This window comes from Okeania sp. SIO3I5 (assembly GCF_010672085.1).
Classification (GTDB): Bacteria; Cyanobacteriota; Cyanobacteriia; order Cyanobacteriales; family Microcoleaceae; genus Trichodesmium.
On the sequence record NZ_JAAHHT010000059.1, the window covers coordinates 22,606 to 44,063 of the forward strand.

Below are 21,458 nucleotides of genomic sequence, written 5' to 3' on the forward strand. Positions count from 1 at the left end.
ACCCTAAATATGTTAACAGAACTCTGGTCTTTTCGCGGTCGTTACCGCATCCTCCATTTAACCTGGTTTGCCTTTTTTCTCTCCTTTGTTGTTTGGTTTAACCTAGCACCATTAGCAACATCATTACAAGCAGACTTAGGTTTAAAAACTTCCCAAATTAGAACTATTGACATCTGTAACGTTGCACTTACAGTACCGGCCCGAATTATCATCGGAATGTTACTAGATAAATACGGACCAAGAATCACCTATTCATTCTTGCTAATGTATGCAGCTATTCCCTGTATCGGGTTTGCTCTAGCTCAAAACTTTAGCCAGTTGGTGATTAGTCGTTTAGCATTAAGTATTGTCGGTGCTGGTTTCGTAATTGGTATCCGCATGGTAGCTGAATGGTTCCCACCAAAAGAAATAGGTTTGGCAGAAGGTATTTATGGCGGTTGGGGTAACTTTGGTTCCGCTGCTGCTGCCTTCACACTGCCAACTCTAGCTGCTTGGTTAACTTTTGGTTCTAGTAATGTGTTGAACTGGCGGTTATCGATCGCTCTGACAGGTATTATTGCAGCAGCTTATGGTGTATTTTACTTTTTCAATGTACAAGACACTCCTCCAGGCAAGGTTTACCAAAAACCTAAAATTATTAGAGGTTTAGAAGTTACCACCCAAAAAGATTTCCTTTTCCTGCTTTTGATGAATATTCCTTTAACAGGAGTTCTCTGTTTGTTAGCTTGGCGGTTAAGTAAAATAGGTTTCTTATCCCAAGGTCAACTTTATATTGTTTGGCTAATACTATTAGGTTTGTATGCTTTCCAAACTTATAACTGTTGGACAACAAATAAAGAGTTAGTTGCTGGAGAAAAACGCTATCCCCCAAGCGATCGCTATCAATTCTCCCAGGTAGCAATTTTAGAGTTAACTTATTTTGTGAATTTTGGTTCTGAGTTAGCGGTAGTTTCTATGCTGCCTACTTTCTTTGAAAATACTTTTGCTATGGATAAAGCAGAAGCAGGGATGATTGCTGCTAGTTATGCTTTTATGAACTTGGCATCTCGTCCCGGTGGTGGTTTAATCTCTGATAAGCTAGGTAATCGTAAGTTAACAATGACAGTATTGACAGCAGGGATGGGAATCGGTTATCTAACAATGGGTAATATTACAGGAAGTTGGTTTTTACCTGCTGCTGTTTTGCTAACAATGCTTTGTTCTTTCTTTGTTCAAGCTGCTGAAGGTTCTACTTTTGCCATAGTTCCCTTGGTGAAGCGTCGAGTTACAGGCCAGATTGCTGGTAATGTTGGTGCTTATGGTAACGTGGGGGCAGTGGTTTATCTAACTTTATTTAGTTTGTTGCCCGAAGGTGCTGTTGGCAATAAGATTTTTTTTGAAGTTCTCGGAGTTTTATCAATGATTATAGCATTTGTCTGTGCATTCTTTATGAAAGAACCAGATGGTTCATTTGCTGAACGCCATGAAGGAGAAGAAGAAGTTTTGAATTCAAAATTCAAAAGTTAAAATTCAAAAGTAAGATTTTAACAACTATTAAGTTTGTAAATTAAAATGGGTGAATTTTTTGAATTCAAAAGTCAAAAGTCAAAATTCAAAAGTCAGATTTTAACAACTATTAAGTTGGTAAATTAAAATGAGTGAATTTTTTGAATTCAAAAGTCAAAAGTCAAAATTCAAAAGTCAGATTTTAACAACTATTAAGTTAGTAAATTAAAATGGGTGAATTTTTTGAATTCAAAAGTCAAAATTCAAAATTCAAAAGTCAGATTTTAACAACTATTAAGTTAGTAAATTAAAATGGGTGAATTTTTTGAATTCAAAAGTCAAAAGTCAGATTTTAACAACTATTAAGTTAGTAAATTAAAATGGGTGAATTTTTTGAATTCAAAAGTCAAAATTCAAAAGTCAGATTTTAACAACTATTAAGTTAGTAAATTAAAATGGGTGAATTTTTTGAATTCAAAAGTCAAAATTCAAAAGTCAGATTTTAACAACTATTAAGTTGGTAAATTAAAATGGGTGAATTTTTTGAATTCAAAAGTCAAAATTCAAAAGTCAGATTTTAACAACTATTAAGTTGGTAAATTAAAATGGGTGAATTTTTTGAATTCAAAAGTCAAAATTCAAAATTCAAAATTCAAAATTCAAAAGTAAAATTTTAATAACTATTAATTCTGTCAATAAAAATGGGTGAATTTAGAGAAAATTTAGCTCAACTACCTCTAGAAGATCAACGTTATCTTTTAGAAACTTTACCTGGTTTTCTAGTCAGTGAATCTGATACAGAACAACTGCATCGCTTACTCACAGATTTTGATTTTATCGAATCAAGACTATATTTATTCGGAGTAGAATATCTACTAAATGATTATGAGGAAGCTATGCACTCCGATGTCTGGATATCAAGTGAAAAATTAAAAACCCTAAAATTAATTCAAGGAGCAATTGAACTATCATCTCATATCCTAATTGAAGATAAAACACAACTAGCAGGACAACTGTGGGGGCGACTGGTATCTTTTGACATACCAGAAATTCAGAAAATGCTACAACAAGCAAAATCCTGGAAACTTACCTCCTGGTTAAGACCAACTGCACCTAGTCTCACACCACCAGGAGGTAGACTATTACGAACTTTTATCGGTCATACTGGTTGGGTGAATGCAGTAGTTGTTACTCGTGGAGGAATGGTGATTTCTGGTTCTGCGGACAATACTCTCAAAGTTTGGAATTCTGAAACAGGTAAGGAAATTAGTACCATTACTGGTCATAAAGCGCGAATTAGAGCGATCGCTTTACTAGATGATAAATGGATAATTTCTGGTTCGGATGATTTCACCATCAAAGTCTGGAATCTGGAAACAACAGAAGAATATCTAACCCTCACAGGTCATACAAGAGCAGTAAGAGCAGTCGCACCGTTACCAGATGGCAGAGTGATTTCCGGTTCCTCAGACAATACTATTAAAGTCTGGAACCTGGAAACACAAGAAGCAGAAATCACACTCACAGGTCATAAAGGTTGGGTAAATGCAGTTTCAGTATTGTCTGAGACAGAAATTATTTCAGCTTCATCCGATAATACTCTCAAAATTTGGAATCTGGAAACAGCAGCAGAAGTATGTACACTCACAGGTCATACATACGGTGTGAGAACGATCGCTATACTTCCTGAAAGACAAATAATTTCTGGGTCTTCTGACAAGACAATTAAAATCTGGAATCTTGATAGCAAAACAGCAATTTTTACATTCAAAGGTCATACTAAAGCAATAAATGCAGTAGCAGTAACTCCAGATAATAAACGAATGATAACGGCAGCTTCCGATAATACTCTCAAAGTATGGAATATTGAGACAGGGGAAGAATTATTTCCCCTCAAAGGTCATACTGATTCAGTATATGCAGTTGCAGTTTTGCCAGACGGACGCTTAATCTCTGGTTCTGATGATTTTACTCTCAAAATTTGGAGTCTTGATACCTCCGAAGAACTTTCTGCCGCGATCGGACATACAAATAGAGTCAATGCAGTAGTAGTTTTGCCAGAGCAACAACAAGTAGTCTCTGGTGCTTGGGATAATACAATCAAAGTTTGGAATTTGAAGACAAGAAAATCAATATATACTCTAAAAGGTCATAGCGATCGCGTGAATTCTATAGCTGCATTACCAAATCAACGGATAATTTCAGCTTCAGATGATCGGACTCTCAAAATTTGGAGTCTGGAAACAGCAGAGGAATTATTGACGATAGTTACTGATAATAGAAATATTTTTGCTGTGGCAGTCACACCAGATGGGAAACAAGCGATCGCTTGCTTATCTGACCAAAGTCTCAAAGTCTGGAATTTAGAAACATTACAGGAAGTTTTTACCATTAGAGGTCATACTGACTGGGTAAGTGCAGTTACAGTAACACCAGATGGCAAGCAAGTTATTTCAGGTTCTTTTGACAAAACGATCAAGGTTTGGTCTTTAGAAACTGGTGAGGAAGTTGCTACATTAGTTGGTCATACTGGGTGGGTAAAGGCGTTAGCAGTTACGCCAGACGGCAAGCGATTGATTTCAGGTTCTTTTGACAAAACGATTAAAGTTTGGTGTTTGGAAACGGAACGAGAATTATTCAGTTTAAGTGGTCATACTGACTGGGTAAGTTCCATTGCAGTTACACCAGATGGGAGTCTGGTAATTTCTGCATCTGATGATAATACCCTTAAGGTTTGGGATTTAGAAACGCGACAGGTAATTGCTGATTTTACTGGGGAGAGTTCCCTGGAATGTTGCGCTGTGGCAGCAGATGGAGTACAAATTATTGTTGGTGAAGCTTCCGGACGAGTACACTTTTTAAAATTAGAAAGTTAAGTAGGTTACAAATGAACGGAGTAATTTCAAAAATTGGCCTTGAGCTAGAAATGCCTTTGGTTCAGCAAGATGGTTTAGCTGCTGGTTTTGAGGATGTAGAAAAGCTATTCCAGGATTTTTCAAAACAGGGGTGGAGTCAAAAATTTGATCCAAATACAGAAGCTTTAATAGGTGTAAACCGAGAAACTTCTAAGGGAATTGAAATCGTTAGTACTGACTTTGGAGTCTGTACTCTTGAAGTTGCATTAGCACCAGTAAATTCCCTTGATGAAGCAATAAACTATTGGCAGAATTTCAAGTCTTCTGTGTTCTTACCTAACCTAACAAATAATCATCTTAAAGTACTTGGTTATGGAACTCAACCCATATCGGCTCAACTCAAGGATTTAATCACTAAGAAGGGGCATTACTTCATCTGGAAGAATCTGATTAAAGAAGACTCCAAAGAATGGATTTTCCAGAATGTTCCTGGAATATGTTCGGTTCAATTTAACTTTCAAGTTCCGAAGGAAAAATCTCTGAAAATTATTAATACATTTTTACAGCTACTAGCATTTTTGTGGGCTGCAAGTGCAAACGACTCTATAACTGCTAGCAAAAAGCTTCCCTACAAGAGTCAGCGTTTTTATGCCTACTTAAAAATAGCTAGTGGAGGAATGTACGGTAGGTGTGGATTAGCCATCAAACCCTATCTAACTTTGTGTGACTATATCAATAGAAGTTGGAATGTTTCTCTATTTGAAATAATCCGCGATGGTAGCAGTCTATATCCTCAAGATCAGTCTTTAACAACCAACAAATTTATTAATGAGGAGAGCGCATATTTTTATAGTTTATCAGGTAAATTATGTCAAGAAAAAATTGAGTTAGACGATTTAAAACTAGCGATATACCTATCTTGGCCAGATTTTCGGTTAAAGTTTAATTTTCATCCCGACATAAAATATGAAGATTTAGTGAGTGCTGTGCATTCAAACAATGATGAAAAACTGCTCGAACTCATACAATTTATCATTTTAGAAGTGCGTCCTATCGCTATGCAAACTAACGAAGAAGAATTAAGCTGGTTGGTGTTTAATTATCTGATTTTAGAAAATTTAGAATCAATATCTGAATATGCTTTTTCATGGAGTTATGAAGATGTTAAATCAGCAGCGATGGCTGCACAAAATAATGGTTTAAGGCAAAAAATTAGGGGCAATACTCTTGGAGAAATAGGATTAGATTTACTTTCAAAAATACCCAAAGAAAGTTTACAAATGTATGAACAATATTTATCAAAACTCCATTTTAGATTTAGAGAATACTGCTCTCCATCGGATACGGTGATCGAAATTTTTGACCGTCATGGAATGGAAGTGCTACTAGACTATTTGACAATTAAATAAACAGGACTTACGTAGGCGAACCCAGAAACCCGGTTTTTCGTAGATGTTTATTGTCAAAAACAATGATTTACCGTAGAAACCGGGTTTCTTTGCGTAAGTCCTGATCAAGAGATTAGAAAGGTAATCAACAACACTGAATTACATCAGATTAGTCCGTGTTAAAATCTAGCAAAACTTGCTTTGATCTAAAATCCTAGGAAAAAATACCATGTCAAATTTAATGGAATTTCAGCTACCCTCCGCATGGACAGTCAATGAACTGCTCGAACATCCTGATTGGATAATAAAGCTAACAGCAGAGGAGATTGCAGAACTTGAGACTGCTCTACAAGAACACTTAGGCTCAAATGTCGAATATCAAGACATAACTAAGAATCAATTTCCTCTACCTTATTTGTCTAAAAAACTATCTTATATTCTTGATGTTATCGAAAATGGAATCGGGGCAGTTGTACTTCGAGGAATACCTGTAGAGAAATATGAGCCAATCGAAATCAAGAAATTATTGTGGGGTATGAGTCTATATTTAGGAACAGCTATTGGACAAAGTAGTGCCCGAGAATTAATGAATGATCTCAAGGATAAAGGTTTAAAGATTGGAGATCCTAAGTCACGATATCTCAATAGTAGAGGAGCTGCTGCTCTTCACAGTGATGGGTACTGCGATCTGGTTATGATGCTCTCCATAGCAGAGGCAAAATGGGGAGGCGAATCAGAGATAGCTAGCTCAGTTGCTGTTCATAATGAAATGCTTAAGTATTACCCTGACTTCCTCAAAGTTTTATATGAACCTTTTAATCATAAACTACCCGACAGACATCAAGGGATGATGGAAGATTATTATCCATTACCGATATTCGCAAATTATCAGGACTATTTCGTTTGCACTTACGCACGTTATCTGATTGAAGATGCTCAGAATTATACGAAAGCTCCTCGTTTGAGCGAGAAACAGAAGCAAGCACTTAATCAACTAGACGAACTTTATAACAATCCCAAATTCAAATTAACTTTCAGATTGTTACCAGGAGATCTAATCCTTATAAATAACCTGGTTGTATTACACGGTCGAAAGGAGTATACAGATGAAGCCACAACCAAACGACATTTACTGCGACTTTGGCTTTCTCATCCAAAAAGTCGTCCTCTGCCACCTGAGTACAGCATACCTTATCGCAATACTGCACCAGGGTCTGTAAGAGGAAGCAGCTTATTCGTCAAATGGTGATTTTGCAAGGAGTTGAATCTCTAATATCATGTCCGGTTGAATAGTTATAAACAACGAGGGAGGAGTCAGGAGACTCGAGACTGGAGACAGAAGGGAATAGGAGAAAATTTTGGGATATGAAGGAGGAGCAAGTTTTTTTTATCACTAATTATCCGGACATGATATTACTTCAGGTCAGGGCGTAACTTCCACAGCACGCCACCAGTAAGCTAAGTTATATCAAGTCTCATTAATTAGCCATAATAAAAATCTTTTTCTCTACAAGCGAGAATATTTTTCGCTCCCTATTTCTGTAGGGGCGATTCGCTTGCTCGCCCCTACTCTCTAAATTTCTTATTCTGGTTATTCAAAGAGACATGATATTAGCACAAGTTTTCTATGATAAAATCAACTCAAAAACTGAAAAACCCTGACCTCAATTCCTCTACGACCAAGCGTTGCTATGGTCGCAGAGGAATTGAGGCGGTCGGGATGGATGAAAGTCGGTAGCAATGAACAATATGACTAACATACTAAAATCACCACAGCCACAAACAAATTCACTCTCAAATCTGATCCTGCTTTGCTTGTTACTCCTCGGAGTATTTACTTTGTCCTTAGCAGCCATTCTGATCAGATTTAGCGAACAGTATATTGGTCCTAATGCGACAGTTTTCAATCGCTTTTGGATAGCCACTGCCATCTTTGGAGTGTGGAGGGGAAGTCAAACAATCACTGCTCGACTGTCTGGAGATTCACCTGCGCCTAATCAAACCTATGCCCTTTCGGATATATTACTGCTAATATTATCAGCAACTGTAACTTCCATTTCTCATCTTAGCTGGGTTTGGTCTCTAACTCAAACTAGCGTTGCTAATGCAAATTTACTACATAATTTGACCCCGATTTTCGCTACCATCGGAGGATGGTTACTGTTGGGTCATAACTTTGATAGAAGATTTCTCATCGGTATGTTTTTAACGATAGGGGGAGCGATCACCATTGGTATTCAGGATTTGCAAATTGATACCGAGCAGCTTTTTGGTGATGCTTTGGCTTTATTTTCTGCTGTATTTTATGCGGCAAACTTTATAGTGGTGGAAAAATTGAGAGACAAATTTTCCTCTGCTAACATACTATTTTGGTCATGTTTTATCAGGACAATGTTGATATTTCCTGTTGTTTTATTTACCGAAGAGCAAATTTTTCCCTCTTCTTTAGAAGGATGGATACCAGTATTTTGCCTAGCTCTTTTGTGCCAAGTTATCGGTTCGGCAATTCTTACTTATAGTTTGAAACAGTTTTCCTCGGGATTTATTTCTTTGTTTCTACTGTTGGAGCCGATTATTACGACTACCCTTGCCTGGGTAATTTTTTCTGAATATTTAAGTCTCTTTAACATATTGGCTTTTGTCGTTGTTTTGTTGGGTATATATATAGCTAAATCGAGTCAGGGAGCTGAAAAGGAAACATAGCTAGGGGTCAATATCAGGGCTTTTTCAAAGTCCGACTAAAATTTCACGGGTAGGGAGATAGGGAGATAGGACAGGGCAAACGCATCTTATTTTGAAGTTCTGGCAGGACAAGGATGTCAGGTACTTGAGTATTTATACTGATTAGTTCTATAAATCTTACAGCCCTTTTCAGATTGATGAACCACATCGTCACAACCAAAACCCTGTAGGGGCGATTCGCGAATCGCCTCTACTGTGGTCTACTGAAATGAAAACCGCTGTAAGAGTAAAAGCTTCCAGAATTTAGATGGGTTTGCCCTGGAGTTTAGACTAAATAGTTGAAAATCAAATCAAGTCAAGGAGGGAGAATAGGGGCATTGGGTAAATTTACTAAAACCATTTCTAAATGAGGATTTCAATAGCTTTTCAGTCAATTTCCCAGAGCATATACTGTAGGTTAATTGAGCGATCTTGATTAAAAATAGATTTATAATTTTTACTATTGCTTTAATAGTCTTAATGCTTGGATTGCTAGTAAGAAAAAACCTACAGAACCGAATACAGTAAGAAGTTGGGCTACTAAATTAGGTGTTAATATTTCACTCATAGTTATAAAACCTTTAATGAAGTTAGAAGTTGTTTTTGTAATGGGTATTTAAGCCTCACTCCAAAAACATTTTGCTAGTCAAGGTGGGGTTTTATACTCAATTATTTTGATCAAAAACCAACCTATTTTCTATGTTATCTCAAATTTACATAATAGACCTATCGGATAATCAAAAATCAAATCAATTATCGTACAGAAATCATCAATTATTTCCCCCTACTCCCTACTCCCTCTTTTCCGGAGAGGAATCAAGAGTTTTTTTATAAGAATCAAGGAGGTAGAATGGCTCAAGCTTGATGAACTTGGACTTAAGGAAACAATGTGATTCTAGAAGACGGATTCTTTTTCCAAGGTTCGAGCAATTATCCTATTAGAGCAAAATAGTAGAGCAAAATATAGAGAATTATTTGATAAACTATCCTCTGCTAAACAAAATTTACCTGGTATTAATTTGTTTATTGGTTCTGCCTTGGTTGAATTGGGATATGTCAGGATAATAATATTATATTTGAATAGACAAGAATTGGTTCGACTTGTGATAAACCAGAGTTAGAAGCATCTGTCAAAGCAGTTTTACAAATTTCTGATAAATAGGATGATAAAATTTTTGAACAGTAAGGCCGACAAAGAGCTATGGATCGAAATATACTGATTTGGCTAAAGGAATTTATATTTTATAGCACTACGCATTAAGGTATTTGACATTTATAAATCCTGAAAGCCTATAAAAGTCTGCTGTTCCCTGTTCCCTATTCCCTATTCCCTATTCCCTAGCTATAAAATTGATAGTGCTTTTTAAATTTATGATTCTTTAATCTAATTTTTCTTATGCTAAAAATAGAACCTACTTACAAATTTCCCGAATCTAACCACCCCATAGTTAAGTCACTATTCCATCACAGTGACCAAGAACTATTGACCCTATTTCAAAACTATCCAGACCAAGGCAAATACTTTGTCACTATTTTCTGTCGCTATGGTATGATAGTCCAAACTTTAATCCAACATTCTGTGCGATCGCCCGTCCAAGCAGACTATCTATTTGCCCAAACCTGGCAACATATATTTTATGAATTGCGTGGCTTAGATTTACGAGAGGGAGCAGATCCAGAGACCGGAAATACTACTCTTCAGAATTGGTTAATCAATGTCACGGCTATTAGTATTAACGAAGTAAAAATACCTCCTGTCGAGTCAATTCGTTATTCTTTAGAAATGGCCCCACCCCCTTTCTGGTGCTATGTCAGACAAGTATTAGACCAATTAGATCCACTACTACGCTTGATTATATTGATGTTTCAAACTTTTCACTGGAGTGAAACAAGAATAGCAGCTTATCTCCAAGCAGAGGGAGAAACCATTTCACATCAGGAAGTAAAATCTTTACTGCAACAGGGATATCATAATCTAAATACTAATTTGCCAGAGGATATTAAAGCCATCTATTTCCATGATGATATTGAGCAAGTCAGTACGGGTATAAATCAGTTTCTCAAAGTTCCAAAAGAACCAGAAAATAAGAATAGTTAAGATTCTATTTTTTTAGGGAGTGGGGAGTAGGGAGTAGGGAGTAGAAAAGGAAGAAAAACAACTGTACCTCAGTAACTTGAAAAACACTATCTATAACCTGCCAACTCCTTAACTTAACTTAAGATTTGTGCTGTATTAACTAGCTATCAGCTTTTAACATTCAGCTTTTTTAGGGAGTAGGGGGATGAAAAAAATCGGCGTTGCTGATGTGTGGGTATGATTTGTATTTTTTGGTAATTGCTAAACTATTGAATAACAAATATTTGAGATTATTCAATTTTTATTTTCATACCTTGATTGAGCAACGCCAAAAAATCAAATTCAGTATTTTAATCTGGCCCCTTTCGCTGTCGGTACTGATAACTGATAACTGATAACTGATAACTGATAACTGAAATGACCTAGTTCAAAAATATCCGCCCTTTCCCACCAATACTTAGTGACTTACTATCTAAATCCAAATCTTCTGTAGGATGAAATATAACTTCTAATACTCTAGAAGAAATCCTCCGAGGACTTACCAAAAGTAACCCACCATCCGGACGTTGGTAGGTTAAGGTTAGTGGAATTGGCAGTTCAGGTAATTCTACCACTGAAGTTTCTCCCAGAATCAGATGCCGACCACCTATTACCTGATATTCAATTATAGCACCTGTCTGATTAATTAATCTGAGAGTAATTAGACCTTGGACAGACCTAATCTGATCGGTTGACCTCGGAAATCTAGGTGGAGGCTGACGGCGAGTCGGTTCAGTGGTGTCAGGTTCCACCTCCACTGGTTTTCCTCTATTACCAGATGGCTCAGAAGTATCCTCTTGCCGATTAGTAGTAGGAGGCTGAGTACCAGGTGGTGGCCCTCCAGCGTGGGAAATTGTGATTATCATTAAACTACTACTAATGGCACTAATAATAGAGGTTCTTTTAACAAATTTAGAAAGGAATTGAATCATCATCTCCTCAAATATTGAATCAAGAGCTAACTGCAGAATTTTAGCTGTTTTAGGGAACAGGGAACAGTTCATTAATGGATAATGGATAATGGATAATTACCTGTGATCAAAACCTTGAGGGAATTGAAAATCAGGAAATATCCTAGCACTAGCACTTCTTTTCCTCTTTATTGGGGAGGCTTTTAACCTGAATAATTAATTATTAATTATTTGGTAACAGGGAACAGGGAATAGATATAGAAATAAATATAGGTGTACCTCATTAGCCTGAGAAACGTTATACCTCTTCTAAAAAAAACGGTGTTGCTGATTTTAGCTATGAAATTTATAAATTTCTAAAGTGTAAATCAGAGCTATTTCTCCTCTTTAAGGTGTAGAAAAAGCAGCATTCTAGTTCCTAACTCCTAACTCCTGACTCCTGTAAAATCATAGTTATATTCAGCAACACCAAAAAAACAAGGAGAGGTTTGAAACCTTAATTAAGTAAGTTGGCATTAAAATTTATTGTTATAACTAGGCAAGAGGCAAGAGGCACTCATGCAAAAGAAAAAGCGTATAAATACTAACCACTTCAAACACTATTTTCAAAACTTTTGCTACTGTACTTTATAAACCTCGAATATGCTGTATTTAATTATTAATTATTAATTATTAATTATTAGGTAATATCAAATCCCCTCGGGTTCGGTATAAAAAAATGTTCCATCTAAGCGCCATTGCCAAATCTTTGATGCTTTCCCAAACTTCCCAAACTCCCCAAACTTCCCCCCTCCCCACACTATTTATCTAATACCATTTCTCATGCATGAATGCTGCATAAAATTGGGTGGGGAAGTGTGGGAGGTGTGGGAGCTGTGGGAGGGGTGGGGAGAGGAAAAGTAGGAAAAGTATATACTAACCCACCTTAAATTGTCATGCCCTAGATTTTCAATCTTGGTAAATATTTGATTGTTGAAGTGTAGCTGAAATATAGCATGAATGCATGGTAATTGGTATAACAACGCTACCGGATTCGATCTAAATGGTGTTGGCCTAACTCTGACGTCAAGGTCAAATGACAGTGGCCATACTACCTGCTTGGAGACAACTTTCAATTCTCCGATGAGGGTAATATCTTCTCTTGAAATAGGATGTTTGATAATTTGAGAGTTGTCTTGATTTTTGTCATGTTGATAGTTCGATGTAGAGTTCTGGTTGGATGTAGAATTTTCTGTAATAAGATCGGGTAGGGAAATTTTTAATTCTAGATTTATACCTTGGGCAGTAGCGATCGCCTTCACGGAAGTTCAAAGTTAAAAGTAAGATTTTATCGGCTCAACATTTTGAAGCTAGAGTAATTTCAGGAATTATTTCTAGTTTCAGTATTTATCATTGATTTGAGTCTTAGTTCTTTGGCGTTTTCTTCTACCTTTTGAATAGTTGGGATTTTCTCATTATTGTTTTGTGGTTTTTCAATACTCTCCTTTAGGAAATTTTGATTTAAGTATACTTCTTTCTTTTTTTGGTAAATCTTGATTAGTAGGTACTGCCTTTTCACGGAAGTTCCAAGTTATAAAGTCGAGTGCTAATGGGAAATTATTTCTAGTTTCAGTATTTATCATTGATTTGAGTCTTAGTTCTTTGGCGTTTTCTTCTACCTTTTGAATAGTTGGGATTTTCTCATTATTGTTTTGTGGTTTTTCAATACTCTCCTTTAGGAAATTTTGATTTAAGTATACTTCTTTCTTTTTTTGGTAAATCTTGATTAGTAGGTACTGCCTTTTCACGGAAGTTCCAATTTAAAAGTCGAGTGCTAATAGGAAATTATTTCTAGTTTCAGTATTTATCATTGATTTGAGTCTTAGTTCTTTGGCGTTTTCTTCTACCTTTTAAATTGCTGGGATTTTCTAATTGTTGTTTTGTAGTTTTTCTAGACTCTTCTTTAGCAAATTTTGATATAAGTATAGTTCTTTCTCTTTTTGGTAAATTTTGATTAGTAGGTGCTGCCACAACTTTCCCATTTATATTAATATATCCTCTATTGTTACCCCGTTTGAAAAATGCTACTTCTGCATTAAACCTCCCCAAATAATCATAACAAATTGGAATAATTTCCTTTCCCTGATAATTGATATAACCATATTTTTTTTCTACCATTACTCTTGCTATTTATCGCTCAAAACTATCGGCAAAATTATAGATAAAATCTATTACAATTTTTCCCTTAGAGTTTATATAACCACACTTTACATCTAGTTTTAGCAGTGCTGGACCTTCAGAAAAATGCCAAGCTGCTACATAAATAGGTGGTATTATCACTTTTCCTTTTATATTTTTATAACCATGTCTATCATTTTCTTTAAACCTTACTAATTCATCATTATAATTTTATAGTGGGCGGGGTTGATTGATGTCTAAAATTTTTCCATAAGAATCAATATATTGAATTTGATTATTAATCTGAATTTGTGCGATTCCTAAATAAAACTCACTTGCTGCGTCTAATTTTGGGGTAATCACTACATTTCCATCTTTATCTTTATACCCCCATTTTCCGTCTTTTTGAAAAGGAATTAAAAACTTAGTCATTGACAATAATTAATGAAAACTTTGCTTAGTATTAATGATATTACTATTCTAAATTCAGACTAGAGAAAGACTGGAAATAGTCTCTCTCAAAAGGTTTGAGACTACTGTTGCGTATATAGCAATAGAGAAAAATAAGATTTATATTTTTAATTTCTGATTAATTTAGTTTTTTTGTCTAGATAGGTCAAGGCGATCGCTCCTGAAAGTTACCAAAGACTGGAAATTGTCTCTCTCAAAAGGTTTGAGACGACTATTGCGTATAAAGCAATAGAGAGAAATTTTATTTATATTTTTAATTTTTGATTAACTTAGGTTTTGTGTCTAGATAGCTCCAAGCGATCGCTCCTGAAAGTTGCCAAAAACTGAAAATTGTCTCTCTCAAAAGGTTTGAGCCTACTATTGCGTATGTAGCAATAGAGAAAAATAAGATTTATCTTTTCAATTTGTAATTAACTCAGCTTTTGTGTCTAGATAGAGTTATGAGAATAGTCGGAGCGATCACTCCAGGAAAAATTCCGATTGCCAATGACTCCAAAGTCAGTCTGTTAAAAGCTTTGAGTCTACTATTGCGTATGTAGCAATAGAGAGAAATTTTATTTATATTTTTAATTTTTGATTAATTCAGATTTTTGGTCTAGATAGAGTTATGAGAATAGTCGGAGCGATCGCTCCAGGAAAAATTCCGATTGCCAATGACTCCAAAGTCAGTATGTCAAAAGCTTTGAGCCTACTATTGCGTATGTAGCAATAGAGAGCAATTTTATTTATATTTTTAATTTTTGATTAATTCAGATTTTTGGTCTAGATAGAGTTATGAGAATAGTCGGAGCGATCGCTCCAGGAAAAATTCCGATTGCCAATGACTCCAAAGTCAGTATGTCAAAAGCTTTGAGCCTACTATTGCGTATGTAGCAATAGAGAGAAATAAAATTTATATTTTCAATTTTTGATGAATTCAGATTTTTGGTCTAGATAGAGTTATGAGAATAGTTTGATAGCCTCATATTGGTATTTATGCAAAACTTTAAATAGTTAAATCAGGATTTAATAATGACAAATTTACAAATTGAAAAATCTACATCTTATACTCGTGAAGATTGGCAACGAGGATATGAATCTCAACCCAATGAATATGATTATTGGATTGATGATATAGAAGGTGAAATACCAGAAGATTTAAACGGTACTTTTTTCCGCAACGGACCAGGTTTATTAGATATTAATGGTCAATCTATTGCTCATCCTTTTGATGGGGATGGAATGGTTTGTGCAATTAGTTTTAAAAATGGTCGTGCCTACTTCCGAAATAGGTTTGTTAGAACGGAAGGTTATGTGGCAGAAAAAGCAGCGGGAAAAATTCTCTATCGAGGTGTTTTTGGCACTCAAAAACCTGGTGGTTGGTTAGCTAATATTTTCGATTTAAAAAATAAAAATATTGCCAATACCGGCATTCTTTATTGGGGCGATAAACTTTTAGCTTTGTGGGAAGGAAACCAACCTCATCGTTTAAATCCAAAAAATTTAGACACTATTGGCATTGAAGATTTAGATGGAATTTTACAACCAGGTCAAGCTTTTTCTGCTCATCCAAGAATTGAGAAAGGAAAGGATGGAAAAGGAGATGTTTTAGTTAATTTTTCTGTGAAACCTGGTTTATCGAGTACCATCACTATTTTTGAATTTAATAGTCAGGGAAAATTACTCAAACGTTACTCTAATTCGATTCCTGGTTTTGCCTTTTTACACGATATGGTAATTACACCAAATTACTGTATCTTTTTCCAAAATCCTGTTACTTTGAATCCTATTCCTTTTTTATTGGGATTGCGAGGTGCCGGTCAATGTTTGGAATTTTCACCTAATAAGTCAACACAGGTTATTTTAATTCCTCGTGATGGTAGTAAAGCTATGAAAATTTTGGATACGAAACCTTGTTTTGTATTTCATCATGCTAATGCTTGGGAACAGAATGGGGAAATTTATATAGATTCTATTTGTTATGAATCTTTCTCACAAGTTGACTTGGGCGATGATTTTCGGGAAGTAGATTTTGATGCAATTTCAGAAGGTCAGTTATGGCGATTTAAGATTAATTTGTCACAGGAAAATGTGGAACATAAATTACTTGAAAGTCGTTGTTGTGAGTTTCCGACTTTAAATCCGAATAATGTGGGAGAAGCTTATCGATATTTATTTATTGGAGTAGCAGATAAGCCTAGTGGAAATGCTCCTTTACAAGCAATATTAAAGATTGATTGGCAAACGGGAGAACGTCAAATTTTTAGTGTTGCACCGCGAGGTTTTGCGGGGGAACCTTTATTTGTTCCTTTTCCGAATGGGGAGAATGAGGATGATGGTTGGTTATTGATGTTGATGTATGATGCGGCGGAACATCGATCGGATGTTGTGATTTTGGATGCTCGAAATTTGAATAAAAAACCTGTGGCAAGATTGCATTTAAAACATCACATTCCTTATGGTTTGCATGGGAGTTTTACGCCTAATTATTTTGGGGAGTAAGTCATTTCAGTTATCAGTTATCAGTTATCAGTTATCAGCATCTATGACTAAAGTCGGAGGCTTGAAATACTGAGTTGAATATTTTTTTCATCCTAGTTTTGGTAATATTTTATTGTAGGGGTTTAGTTTCAAAATCTAGTTTTAACTTTAGTTTGGAGGTCAAACCCCTACAGTTTTTTTCACAAATTATTATGAAATGATTTTCTATAATTTTGAAAAATTTTTTAATAGTGTGAAAGTATTACATATTGAGTGGGATCGAGAAAAGAATCTGATTAATCAAAAAAAGCATGGTGTTTCATTTGAAGAGGCAGAATCAGTATTTTATGATGATAATGCTATTCAATTTTGGGATGAACAATACTCTGATTTAGAGGATAGATTTTTATTGCTTGGTATAAGCTCAAAAATGCGAATATTATTGATAGTTCATTGTTATCGAGAAGAAGAATCTGTAATCAGAATTATTTCTGCCCGCAAAGCAACTAAAAAGAAAAGTAAAATGTATGGAGGATAAAACTATGAAACCAGAATATGACCTAACTAAGATGAAAAGTCGTCCTAATCCTTATGCTAAAAAACTCAAGCAACAAGTAAATTGATCTTTAGGGATTGAAGTAATAGAATATTTTGAGAAAAAGGCAAAATAGAAAGGTATTTCTTATCAACAATTAATTAATTTATACCTTCAAGATTGTGTAAATAGCAAACGTGAATTATCTTTTTGAAACATATGTTATGAATATTTTTTTTTAGTATAGCTCTCAGCCAGAAATCAAGAAGTAGTAGTAGATTTATACATCTAAAATGGTGCGTTAGGACGGATTGCTAAATCCCCTTCATAATCTGAATTTAAGCCGTCTAACACACCCTACAATTTTGCTAATTATTTTATGGTAGGTATAATTGCAAAATAACATTAGAAGTTGAAGAGAAAGATGAATAATTTAGACCTGGCAACAGTTGAATTAAATAATATTTTCCAGCAACATCTACAAGTAATTGCTCCTACTAGATCGTTATTAGATTGGAATCAAAAAAAACTGCCAAATTTGTATTTTCATGCTCAATTACCTGCTACTAAAAATGAAATAGCTGAATACTTACAAAAGTGTCAGGATGAAAAAGGTCAGCAACATAGGGTATCTGTAGAAAGTAAGGTTAGTAATCATTTATTTACTTGCACGGGATGGGTTTGTCAGAATAATGTTAAGCTGCCACAGCAGTCATTTGAAAATTTTTTTGGTGGAGCGATCGCTAAAAATACTATCAAACAAGTATGGGAATGTAATCCTTTTTCTAAGTTACTAGCTAGTTATTTTGAGGAAATATTTACTACTGATATATTGGGTGAAATTTATCAAAAATACTCTGATATTTTTGACCGGATGACTCCTGGTATTTATTTGTTTAATATTGAGAATTATGATTTACTTAGAGAACGAATTCTGCCGAAGCAAGGAATAATTAATGTTAATGACATCGACAATTAATTAACATTTTATAGGGGCGAATAGACATTCATATTAGATATGGTATTAATGGGTTTTTATTGTAAAATGGTGTGTAATTTAAAGAAAAAATTCAACTGTAGAATGAGGATAATTTGAGCATGGCTTTAACAATTTCTGATGAAAGTTTGGAAAATATTCAGCTCTCAAGTGAGATTAGAGAAAAGGCTTTACAAAAAGCTAAAGAGGGATATTTCAATAATTAATAATGAATAATTAATAATGAATAATGAATAATTACCTCTCCTTTCAAAGAAGAGGATTGACTAATTATGAAAATTTTTATTTATTATCCCCTATCCAAGGGGAGGCTTTAAACCAAAATTTTTCGGTAAGGCTTTATGGGCAGGTTTTGACTTTAGCAGGAGAAAATCAGGGAGATTTTTAATTATCAATTAATTAGAGTAGCGATCGCTAAAAATACTATCAAACAAGTATGGGAATGTAATCCTTTTTATAAGTCACTAGCTAATTATTTTGAGGAAATATTTACTACTGATATATTGGCTGAAATTTATCAAAATTACTCTGATATTTTTGACGGGATGACTCCTGGTATTTATTTGTTTAATCTTGAGAATTATGATTTACAATGATAATATAAATTTAGTATCATATAAGAACTGCTCAGAAATTAAATATGGAGTTTATTCAAACTAAAGCTAAAGTCAAAAATGGTCAATTAATTCTCGCTCAACCTCATCAAGATTTGACAATTGATAAGGAGGTTGAAGTTGTGATTATTGTTTCTGATGAAAATGAATCAATTGAGTTAGAAGAAGCTCTTCAACAATTAATAATGAATAATGAATAATTAATAATTACCTCTCCTTGAAAAGAAGAGGATTGACTAAAAGGAAAATTTTTATTTATTATCCCCTATCCAAGGGGAGGCTTTAAACCAAAATTTTTCGGTAAGAAAATGCAAGCTAGTTTTAAAGAAGCTGGTATTGAAACTCAAGAACAAATTTTAGAGCTGATTCGTGAAGTCAAGCAAGAACTTTTTCAGGAGCGCTATGGATGAGAAGAATTTTTCTAGATACAAATGTTTATATTAGGGGATGGGGGGATGGGGTGATTACGAGAAAAGCTAATGCACTATTTTAGGTGAAACAATCCACTACAAACTGAACTATAAATTTGTTAAAGTAATAGTAAATCCAATCAATCTATCTAAATTAATAATATGAATAACGAGGAATCTAAAAACGAATCTAAATCAGAAATACATGGAGGTAATTTCTACGGCGATGTAAGTATTCAAACCAATACAAGTAGAGAAAACAGTAAAATGAAAACATATCAATACAACAATACTTCTGAAGATAAAAAATCTCTACCAGAGGCAGCAGCAGAAATTCAGAAATTGTTAGATCAACTTTCTCAAACTTATTCTCCTGAAGAAGCTAAACAAAAAACAGCAGAAGAAATTGCTAAGAAAGCTCAAGAAAATCCTTCATTTAAAGAAAGCTTGAAAAATCTGGGGAAATATTTAGGAACTAAAGCGGGTGAAACAGCAGTTACTGAGGGTGTTAAGCAATTAATACCTGCCGCACTTGCGTTACTTTTGTAGTGGCGTGACACACCTTAAAATGTAGGTTGGGTAGAAGGAAGTGAAACCCAATATATGTCTTATACCAATTTGATAAATGTTTGCTACAAATAGCTAGGGGATTTTTTAGGAGTTAGGAATAAGAATGAATAGCTTCGATGCAATTTCTTAGTTCATAACCTATCTTATTAGTCAAAAGGAAATCTCCTATAAATTCTTTTGCTCGCCCTGATTATTCGTAACATTCTTTTTTCACATTGCTATTATTTTTGTTGGGTTTCGGGTTCCTCAACCCAACCTAAGCTTAAAGAAAATATCACGGTTATTTACGGTTAATTTCTATCACTAAATATTGGCAAATTCTCGGAAGGTGCTTTACTGAAGATAAATAATCGACTTACTTATGAGTTATGAATGGAGAGAAAAAAATTTTATGTCAACTAACAAGTCTACATCTGAAATAGATAATAATGATTTTAATGCACCTGTTAGTATGCAGACAAATGTTATTGAAGATAATGGTCAGGCAAAGTCTCAACAATATAATAATAGAATTATTGATAAGGAAAAGAATAATCAAATTATTCAGGGTGAGAAAAATATAATAAATAATGTAACGATTAAAGTTGATAAAGATGATTCTACAGCAGGTGTATCTAAAAAAATAGGGAATCCCAAAGAAGAGATAGATATAGAATTTATTATTACTGGCAGTCTCAAAAAGACTATAGACAAGCGCAAATTAAAAGCGATTGAAAAACATCTACAAAAAATTGCTGATGATGTGGAATTAACGATTGTTGATATTGATAAAGGAAGCTTAAAGTTTGTCTTAAAAGGTTCTCCCGAAGGTTTGAAAAGAATTGAAGAATTATTTAACTCTGGAGAATTAACAGAAATATTTGATGTACCGATAGAAAGTGTTGAGTTTATAGAGCCTGAGAAAGAAAAATTAGCATTTACAATTACTGGGGATATTTCTGATACTGATGTGGCAAAACTTAAAGCTGCGGTTACTGGAGTTGATGAAAAAGAACTATTAATTCAGAATATTAACACTCATCTAATTCAGAATATTAACACTCATCAGGGTGAGAAGAGATTAAAACTCAGTGGAGCGATCTCTATAGAAGCAATCTTCATTGGAATCATCCTCAGTGTAACTGACCTTATTCCAGAAAAACGCTATATTGTCATAGTCCTTTGTATTAGTTATATCATCACCGTTAGATGGCTCCTCAATATTGCTGAAAAAGCTGTTACAAAAGCTAAACAAAAGAGGCTACCTTAATTGAGACTGAGCATAAATTTTTATCTTAAATAAAGCCAACCTCAAAGAAGCTAACCTTATTGGAGCCAACCTCAGTGGAGCCGAATTAAAAGATAGTGAAGTAACAAATACAAAATTCAGTAGCAATAGCCCAGGAATGACTGAAGAACTCAAACAAAATCTCATTCAACGAAGAGCAATTTTTCAAAATTCCTTAGAAGAGCCTCTGATATTAACTCCAGTACATCGCTAACTTCAGCCACAATTTTCTTTAGGGATAGACGAACTAGATAAACTAATATTTGCTCAATATTTTTTCGTGGAAAATATAGAGCTAATAAATTTTCCATTTTTGCCGACTCCCGACACCCGACTCCCTGTAATAAAAATGTTCTAGTTTCTGGGGCGGTTCAATTTTTTCGTGGAGAATTAGAGCTAATAAATTTTCCATTTTTGCCGACTGCCGACTGCCTAATCTGTTTAATAAAAATGTTCTAGTGTCTGGCGCGGTGAGATTTTTTCGTGGAAAATATAGAGCTA

18 protein-coding genes and 1 pseudogene are annotated in these 21,458 nt (G+C 34.6%); 14 read left to right on the top strand and 5 right to left on the bottom strand.

Going from position 1 to position 21,458, the window contains the following annotated elements; translation table 11 throughout:
- Positions 1-9 precede the first annotated feature (9 nt).
- From F6K40_RS15600 to F6K40_RS15625, 6 genes are all read left to right on the top strand, one after another.
- Positions 10-1,506 carry an MFS transporter gene (locus F6K40_RS15600; RefSeq protein WP_293137352.1) on the top strand — a complete coding sequence of 499 codons (1,497 nt, stop codon included), beginning with the start codon at positions 10-12 and terminating at the stop codon, positions 1,504-1,506.
- A gap of 680 nt (positions 1,507-2,186) precedes the next feature.
- A complete protein-coding gene (locus F6K40_RS15605) occupies positions 2,187-4,361 on the top strand; it encodes a hypothetical protein (RefSeq protein ID WP_293137353.1) in 2,175 nt (724 codons plus the stop codon).
- Between the two features lie 11 nt (positions 4,362-4,372).
- Positions 4,373-5,749, top strand: a complete 1,377-nt coding sequence (locus F6K40_RS15610; protein WP_293137354.1) for a glutamate-cysteine ligase family protein — start codon at positions 4,373-4,375, stop codon at positions 5,747-5,749.
- A 208-nt stretch (positions 5,750-5,957) separates the two neighbouring features.
- A complete protein-coding gene (locus F6K40_RS15615; protein WP_293137355.1) occupies positions 5,958-6,977 on the top strand; it encodes a TauD/TfdA family dioxygenase in 1,020 nt (339 codons plus the stop codon).
- Positions 6,978-7,477: 500 nt separating this feature from the next.
- Entirely contained in the window at positions 7,478-8,431 is a 954-nt protein-coding gene (locus tag F6K40_RS15620) for a DMT family transporter (protein ID WP_293137356.1), read from the top strand.
- 1,414 nt (positions 8,432-9,845) lie between these two features.
- Positions 9,846-10,547 (top strand): sigma-70 family RNA polymerase sigma factor, encoded by a 702-nt coding sequence (locus tag F6K40_RS15625; RefSeq protein WP_293137357.1) that lies wholly within the window; start codon positions 9,846-9,848, stop codon positions 10,545-10,547.
- A gap of 401 nt (positions 10,548-10,948) precedes the next feature.
- Here F6K40_RS15625 and F6K40_RS15630 read toward each other — a convergent pair whose 3' ends face one another.
- The 4 genes and pseudogenes from F6K40_RS15630 to F6K40_RS15655 all read right to left on the bottom strand — a co-directional run bounded on the left by F6K40_RS15630 (position 10,949) and on the right by F6K40_RS15655 (position 14,065).
- Complete coding sequence (locus F6K40_RS15630; protein WP_293137358.1) at positions 10,949-11,500, bottom strand: hypothetical protein; 552 nt, start codon at positions 11,498-11,500, stop codon at positions 10,949-10,951.
- Positions 11,501-12,948: 1,448 nt separating this feature from the next.
- On the bottom strand, positions 12,949-13,263 hold the full coding sequence (locus F6K40_RS15635; protein WP_293137359.1) for a hypothetical protein: 315 nt from the start codon (positions 13,261-13,263) through the stop codon (positions 12,949-12,951).
- Positions 13,264-13,312: 49 nt separating this feature from the next.
- Positions 13,313-13,807, bottom strand: a pseudogene (locus F6K40_RS40865) (WG repeat-containing protein).
- 57 nt (positions 13,808-13,864) lie between these two features.
- A complete protein-coding gene (locus tag F6K40_RS15655) occupies positions 13,865-14,065 on the bottom strand; it encodes a WG repeat-containing protein (RefSeq protein ID WP_293137361.1) in 201 nt (66 codons plus the stop codon).
- A 1,050-nt stretch (positions 14,066-15,115) separates the two neighbouring features.
- Here F6K40_RS15655 and F6K40_RS15660 point away from each other — a divergent pair.
- The 8 genes from F6K40_RS15660 (at position 15,116) to F6K40_RS40870 (ending at position 21,171) form a co-directional block, all read left to right on the top strand.
- Positions 15,116-16,585, top strand: a complete 1,470-nt coding sequence (locus F6K40_RS15660) for a carotenoid oxygenase family protein (protein ID WP_293137362.1) — start codon at positions 15,116-15,118, stop codon at positions 16,583-16,585.
- Positions 16,586-16,817: 232 nt separating this feature from the next.
- Positions 16,818-17,102: a BrnT family toxin gene (locus F6K40_RS15665; RefSeq protein WP_293137363.1), complete on the top strand. Its 285-nt coding sequence runs from the start codon at positions 16,818-16,820 to the stop codon at positions 17,100-17,102.
- 421 nt (positions 17,103-17,523) lie between these two features.
- A complete protein-coding gene (locus tag F6K40_RS15670; RefSeq protein ID WP_293137364.1) occupies positions 17,524-18,078 on the top strand; it encodes a hypothetical protein in 555 nt (184 codons plus the stop codon).
- A 247-nt stretch (positions 18,079-18,325) separates the two neighbouring features.
- The gene (locus tag F6K40_RS15675; RefSeq protein WP_293137365.1) at positions 18,326-18,484 is read left to right on the top strand and encodes a hypothetical protein; all 159 of its coding nucleotides are present in this window, start codon (positions 18,326-18,328) and stop codon (positions 18,482-18,484) included.
- Positions 18,485-18,736: 252 nt separating this feature from the next.
- The gene (locus tag F6K40_RS15680; protein ID WP_293137367.1) at positions 18,737-18,910 is read left to right on the top strand and encodes a hypothetical protein; all 174 of its coding nucleotides are present in this window, start codon (positions 18,737-18,739) and stop codon (positions 18,908-18,910) included.
- A 372-nt stretch (positions 18,911-19,282) separates the two neighbouring features.
- On the top strand, positions 19,283-19,669 hold the full coding sequence (locus F6K40_RS15685) for a hypothetical protein (protein WP_293137369.1): 387 nt from the start codon (positions 19,283-19,285) through the stop codon (positions 19,667-19,669).
- A gap of 412 nt (positions 19,670-20,081) precedes the next feature.
- Entirely contained in the window at positions 20,082-20,939 is an 858-nt protein-coding gene (locus F6K40_RS15690; RefSeq protein WP_293137371.1) for a hypothetical protein, read from the top strand.
- A gap of 22 nt (positions 20,940-20,961) precedes the next feature.
- Entirely contained in the window at positions 20,962-21,171 is a 210-nt protein-coding gene (locus tag F6K40_RS40870; RefSeq protein WP_365671600.1) for a pentapeptide repeat-containing protein, read from the top strand.
- Positions 21,172-21,252: 81 nt separating this feature from the next.
- Here the strand turns inward: F6K40_RS40870 and F6K40_RS15695 are convergent.
- Positions 21,253-21,458, bottom strand: a 206-nt coding sequence (locus F6K40_RS15695) for a hypothetical protein (protein ID WP_293137373.1), incomplete at its 5' end; no start/stop codon positions are given.

Coding starts and splice junctions, on each gene's coding strand:
- F6K40_RS15660 (WP_293137362.1), top strand. CDS start 15,116: ATGACAAATTTACAAATTGAAAAATCTACATCTTATACTCGTGAAGAT.
- F6K40_RS15675 (WP_293137365.1), top strand. CDS start 18,326: ATGAATAATTACCTCTCCTTTCAAAGAAGAGGATTGACTAATTATGAA.
- F6K40_RS15670 (WP_293137364.1), top strand. CDS start 17,524: ATGAATAATTTAGACCTGGCAACAGTTGAATTAAATAATATTTTCCAG.
- F6K40_RS15610 (WP_293137354.1), top strand. CDS start 4,373: ATGAACGGAGTAATTTCAAAAATTGGCCTTGAGCTAGAAATGCCTTTG.
- F6K40_RS15685 (WP_293137369.1), top strand. CDS start 19,283: ATGAATAACGAGGAATCTAAAAACGAATCTAAATCAGAAATACATGGA.
- F6K40_RS15620 (WP_293137356.1), top strand. CDS start 7,478: ATGACTAACATACTAAAATCACCACAGCCACAAACAAATTCACTCTCA.
- F6K40_RS15600 (WP_293137352.1), top strand. CDS start 10: ATGTTAACAGAACTCTGGTCTTTTCGCGGTCGTTACCGCATCCTCCAT.
- F6K40_RS15605 (WP_293137353.1), top strand. CDS start 2,187: ATGGGTGAATTTAGAGAAAATTTAGCTCAACTACCTCTAGAAGATCAA.
- F6K40_RS15630 (WP_293137358.1), bottom strand. CDS start 11,500: ATGATGATTCAATTCCTTTCTAAATTTGTTAAAAGAACCTCTATTATT.
- F6K40_RS15625 (WP_293137357.1), top strand. CDS start 9,846: ATGCTAAAAATAGAACCTACTTACAAATTTCCCGAATCTAACCACCCC.
- F6K40_RS15680 (WP_293137367.1), top strand. CDS start 18,737: ATGGAGTTTATTCAAACTAAAGCTAAAGTCAAAAATGGTCAATTAATT.
- F6K40_RS15690 (WP_293137371.1), top strand. CDS start 20,082: ATGTCAACTAACAAGTCTACATCTGAAATAGATAATAATGATTTTAAT.
- F6K40_RS15655 (WP_293137361.1), bottom strand. CDS start 14,065: ATGACTAAGTTTTTAATTCCTTTTCAAAAAGACGGAAAATGGGGGTAT.
- F6K40_RS15615 (WP_293137355.1), top strand. CDS start 5,958: ATGTCAAATTTAATGGAATTTCAGCTACCCTCCGCATGGACAGTCAAT.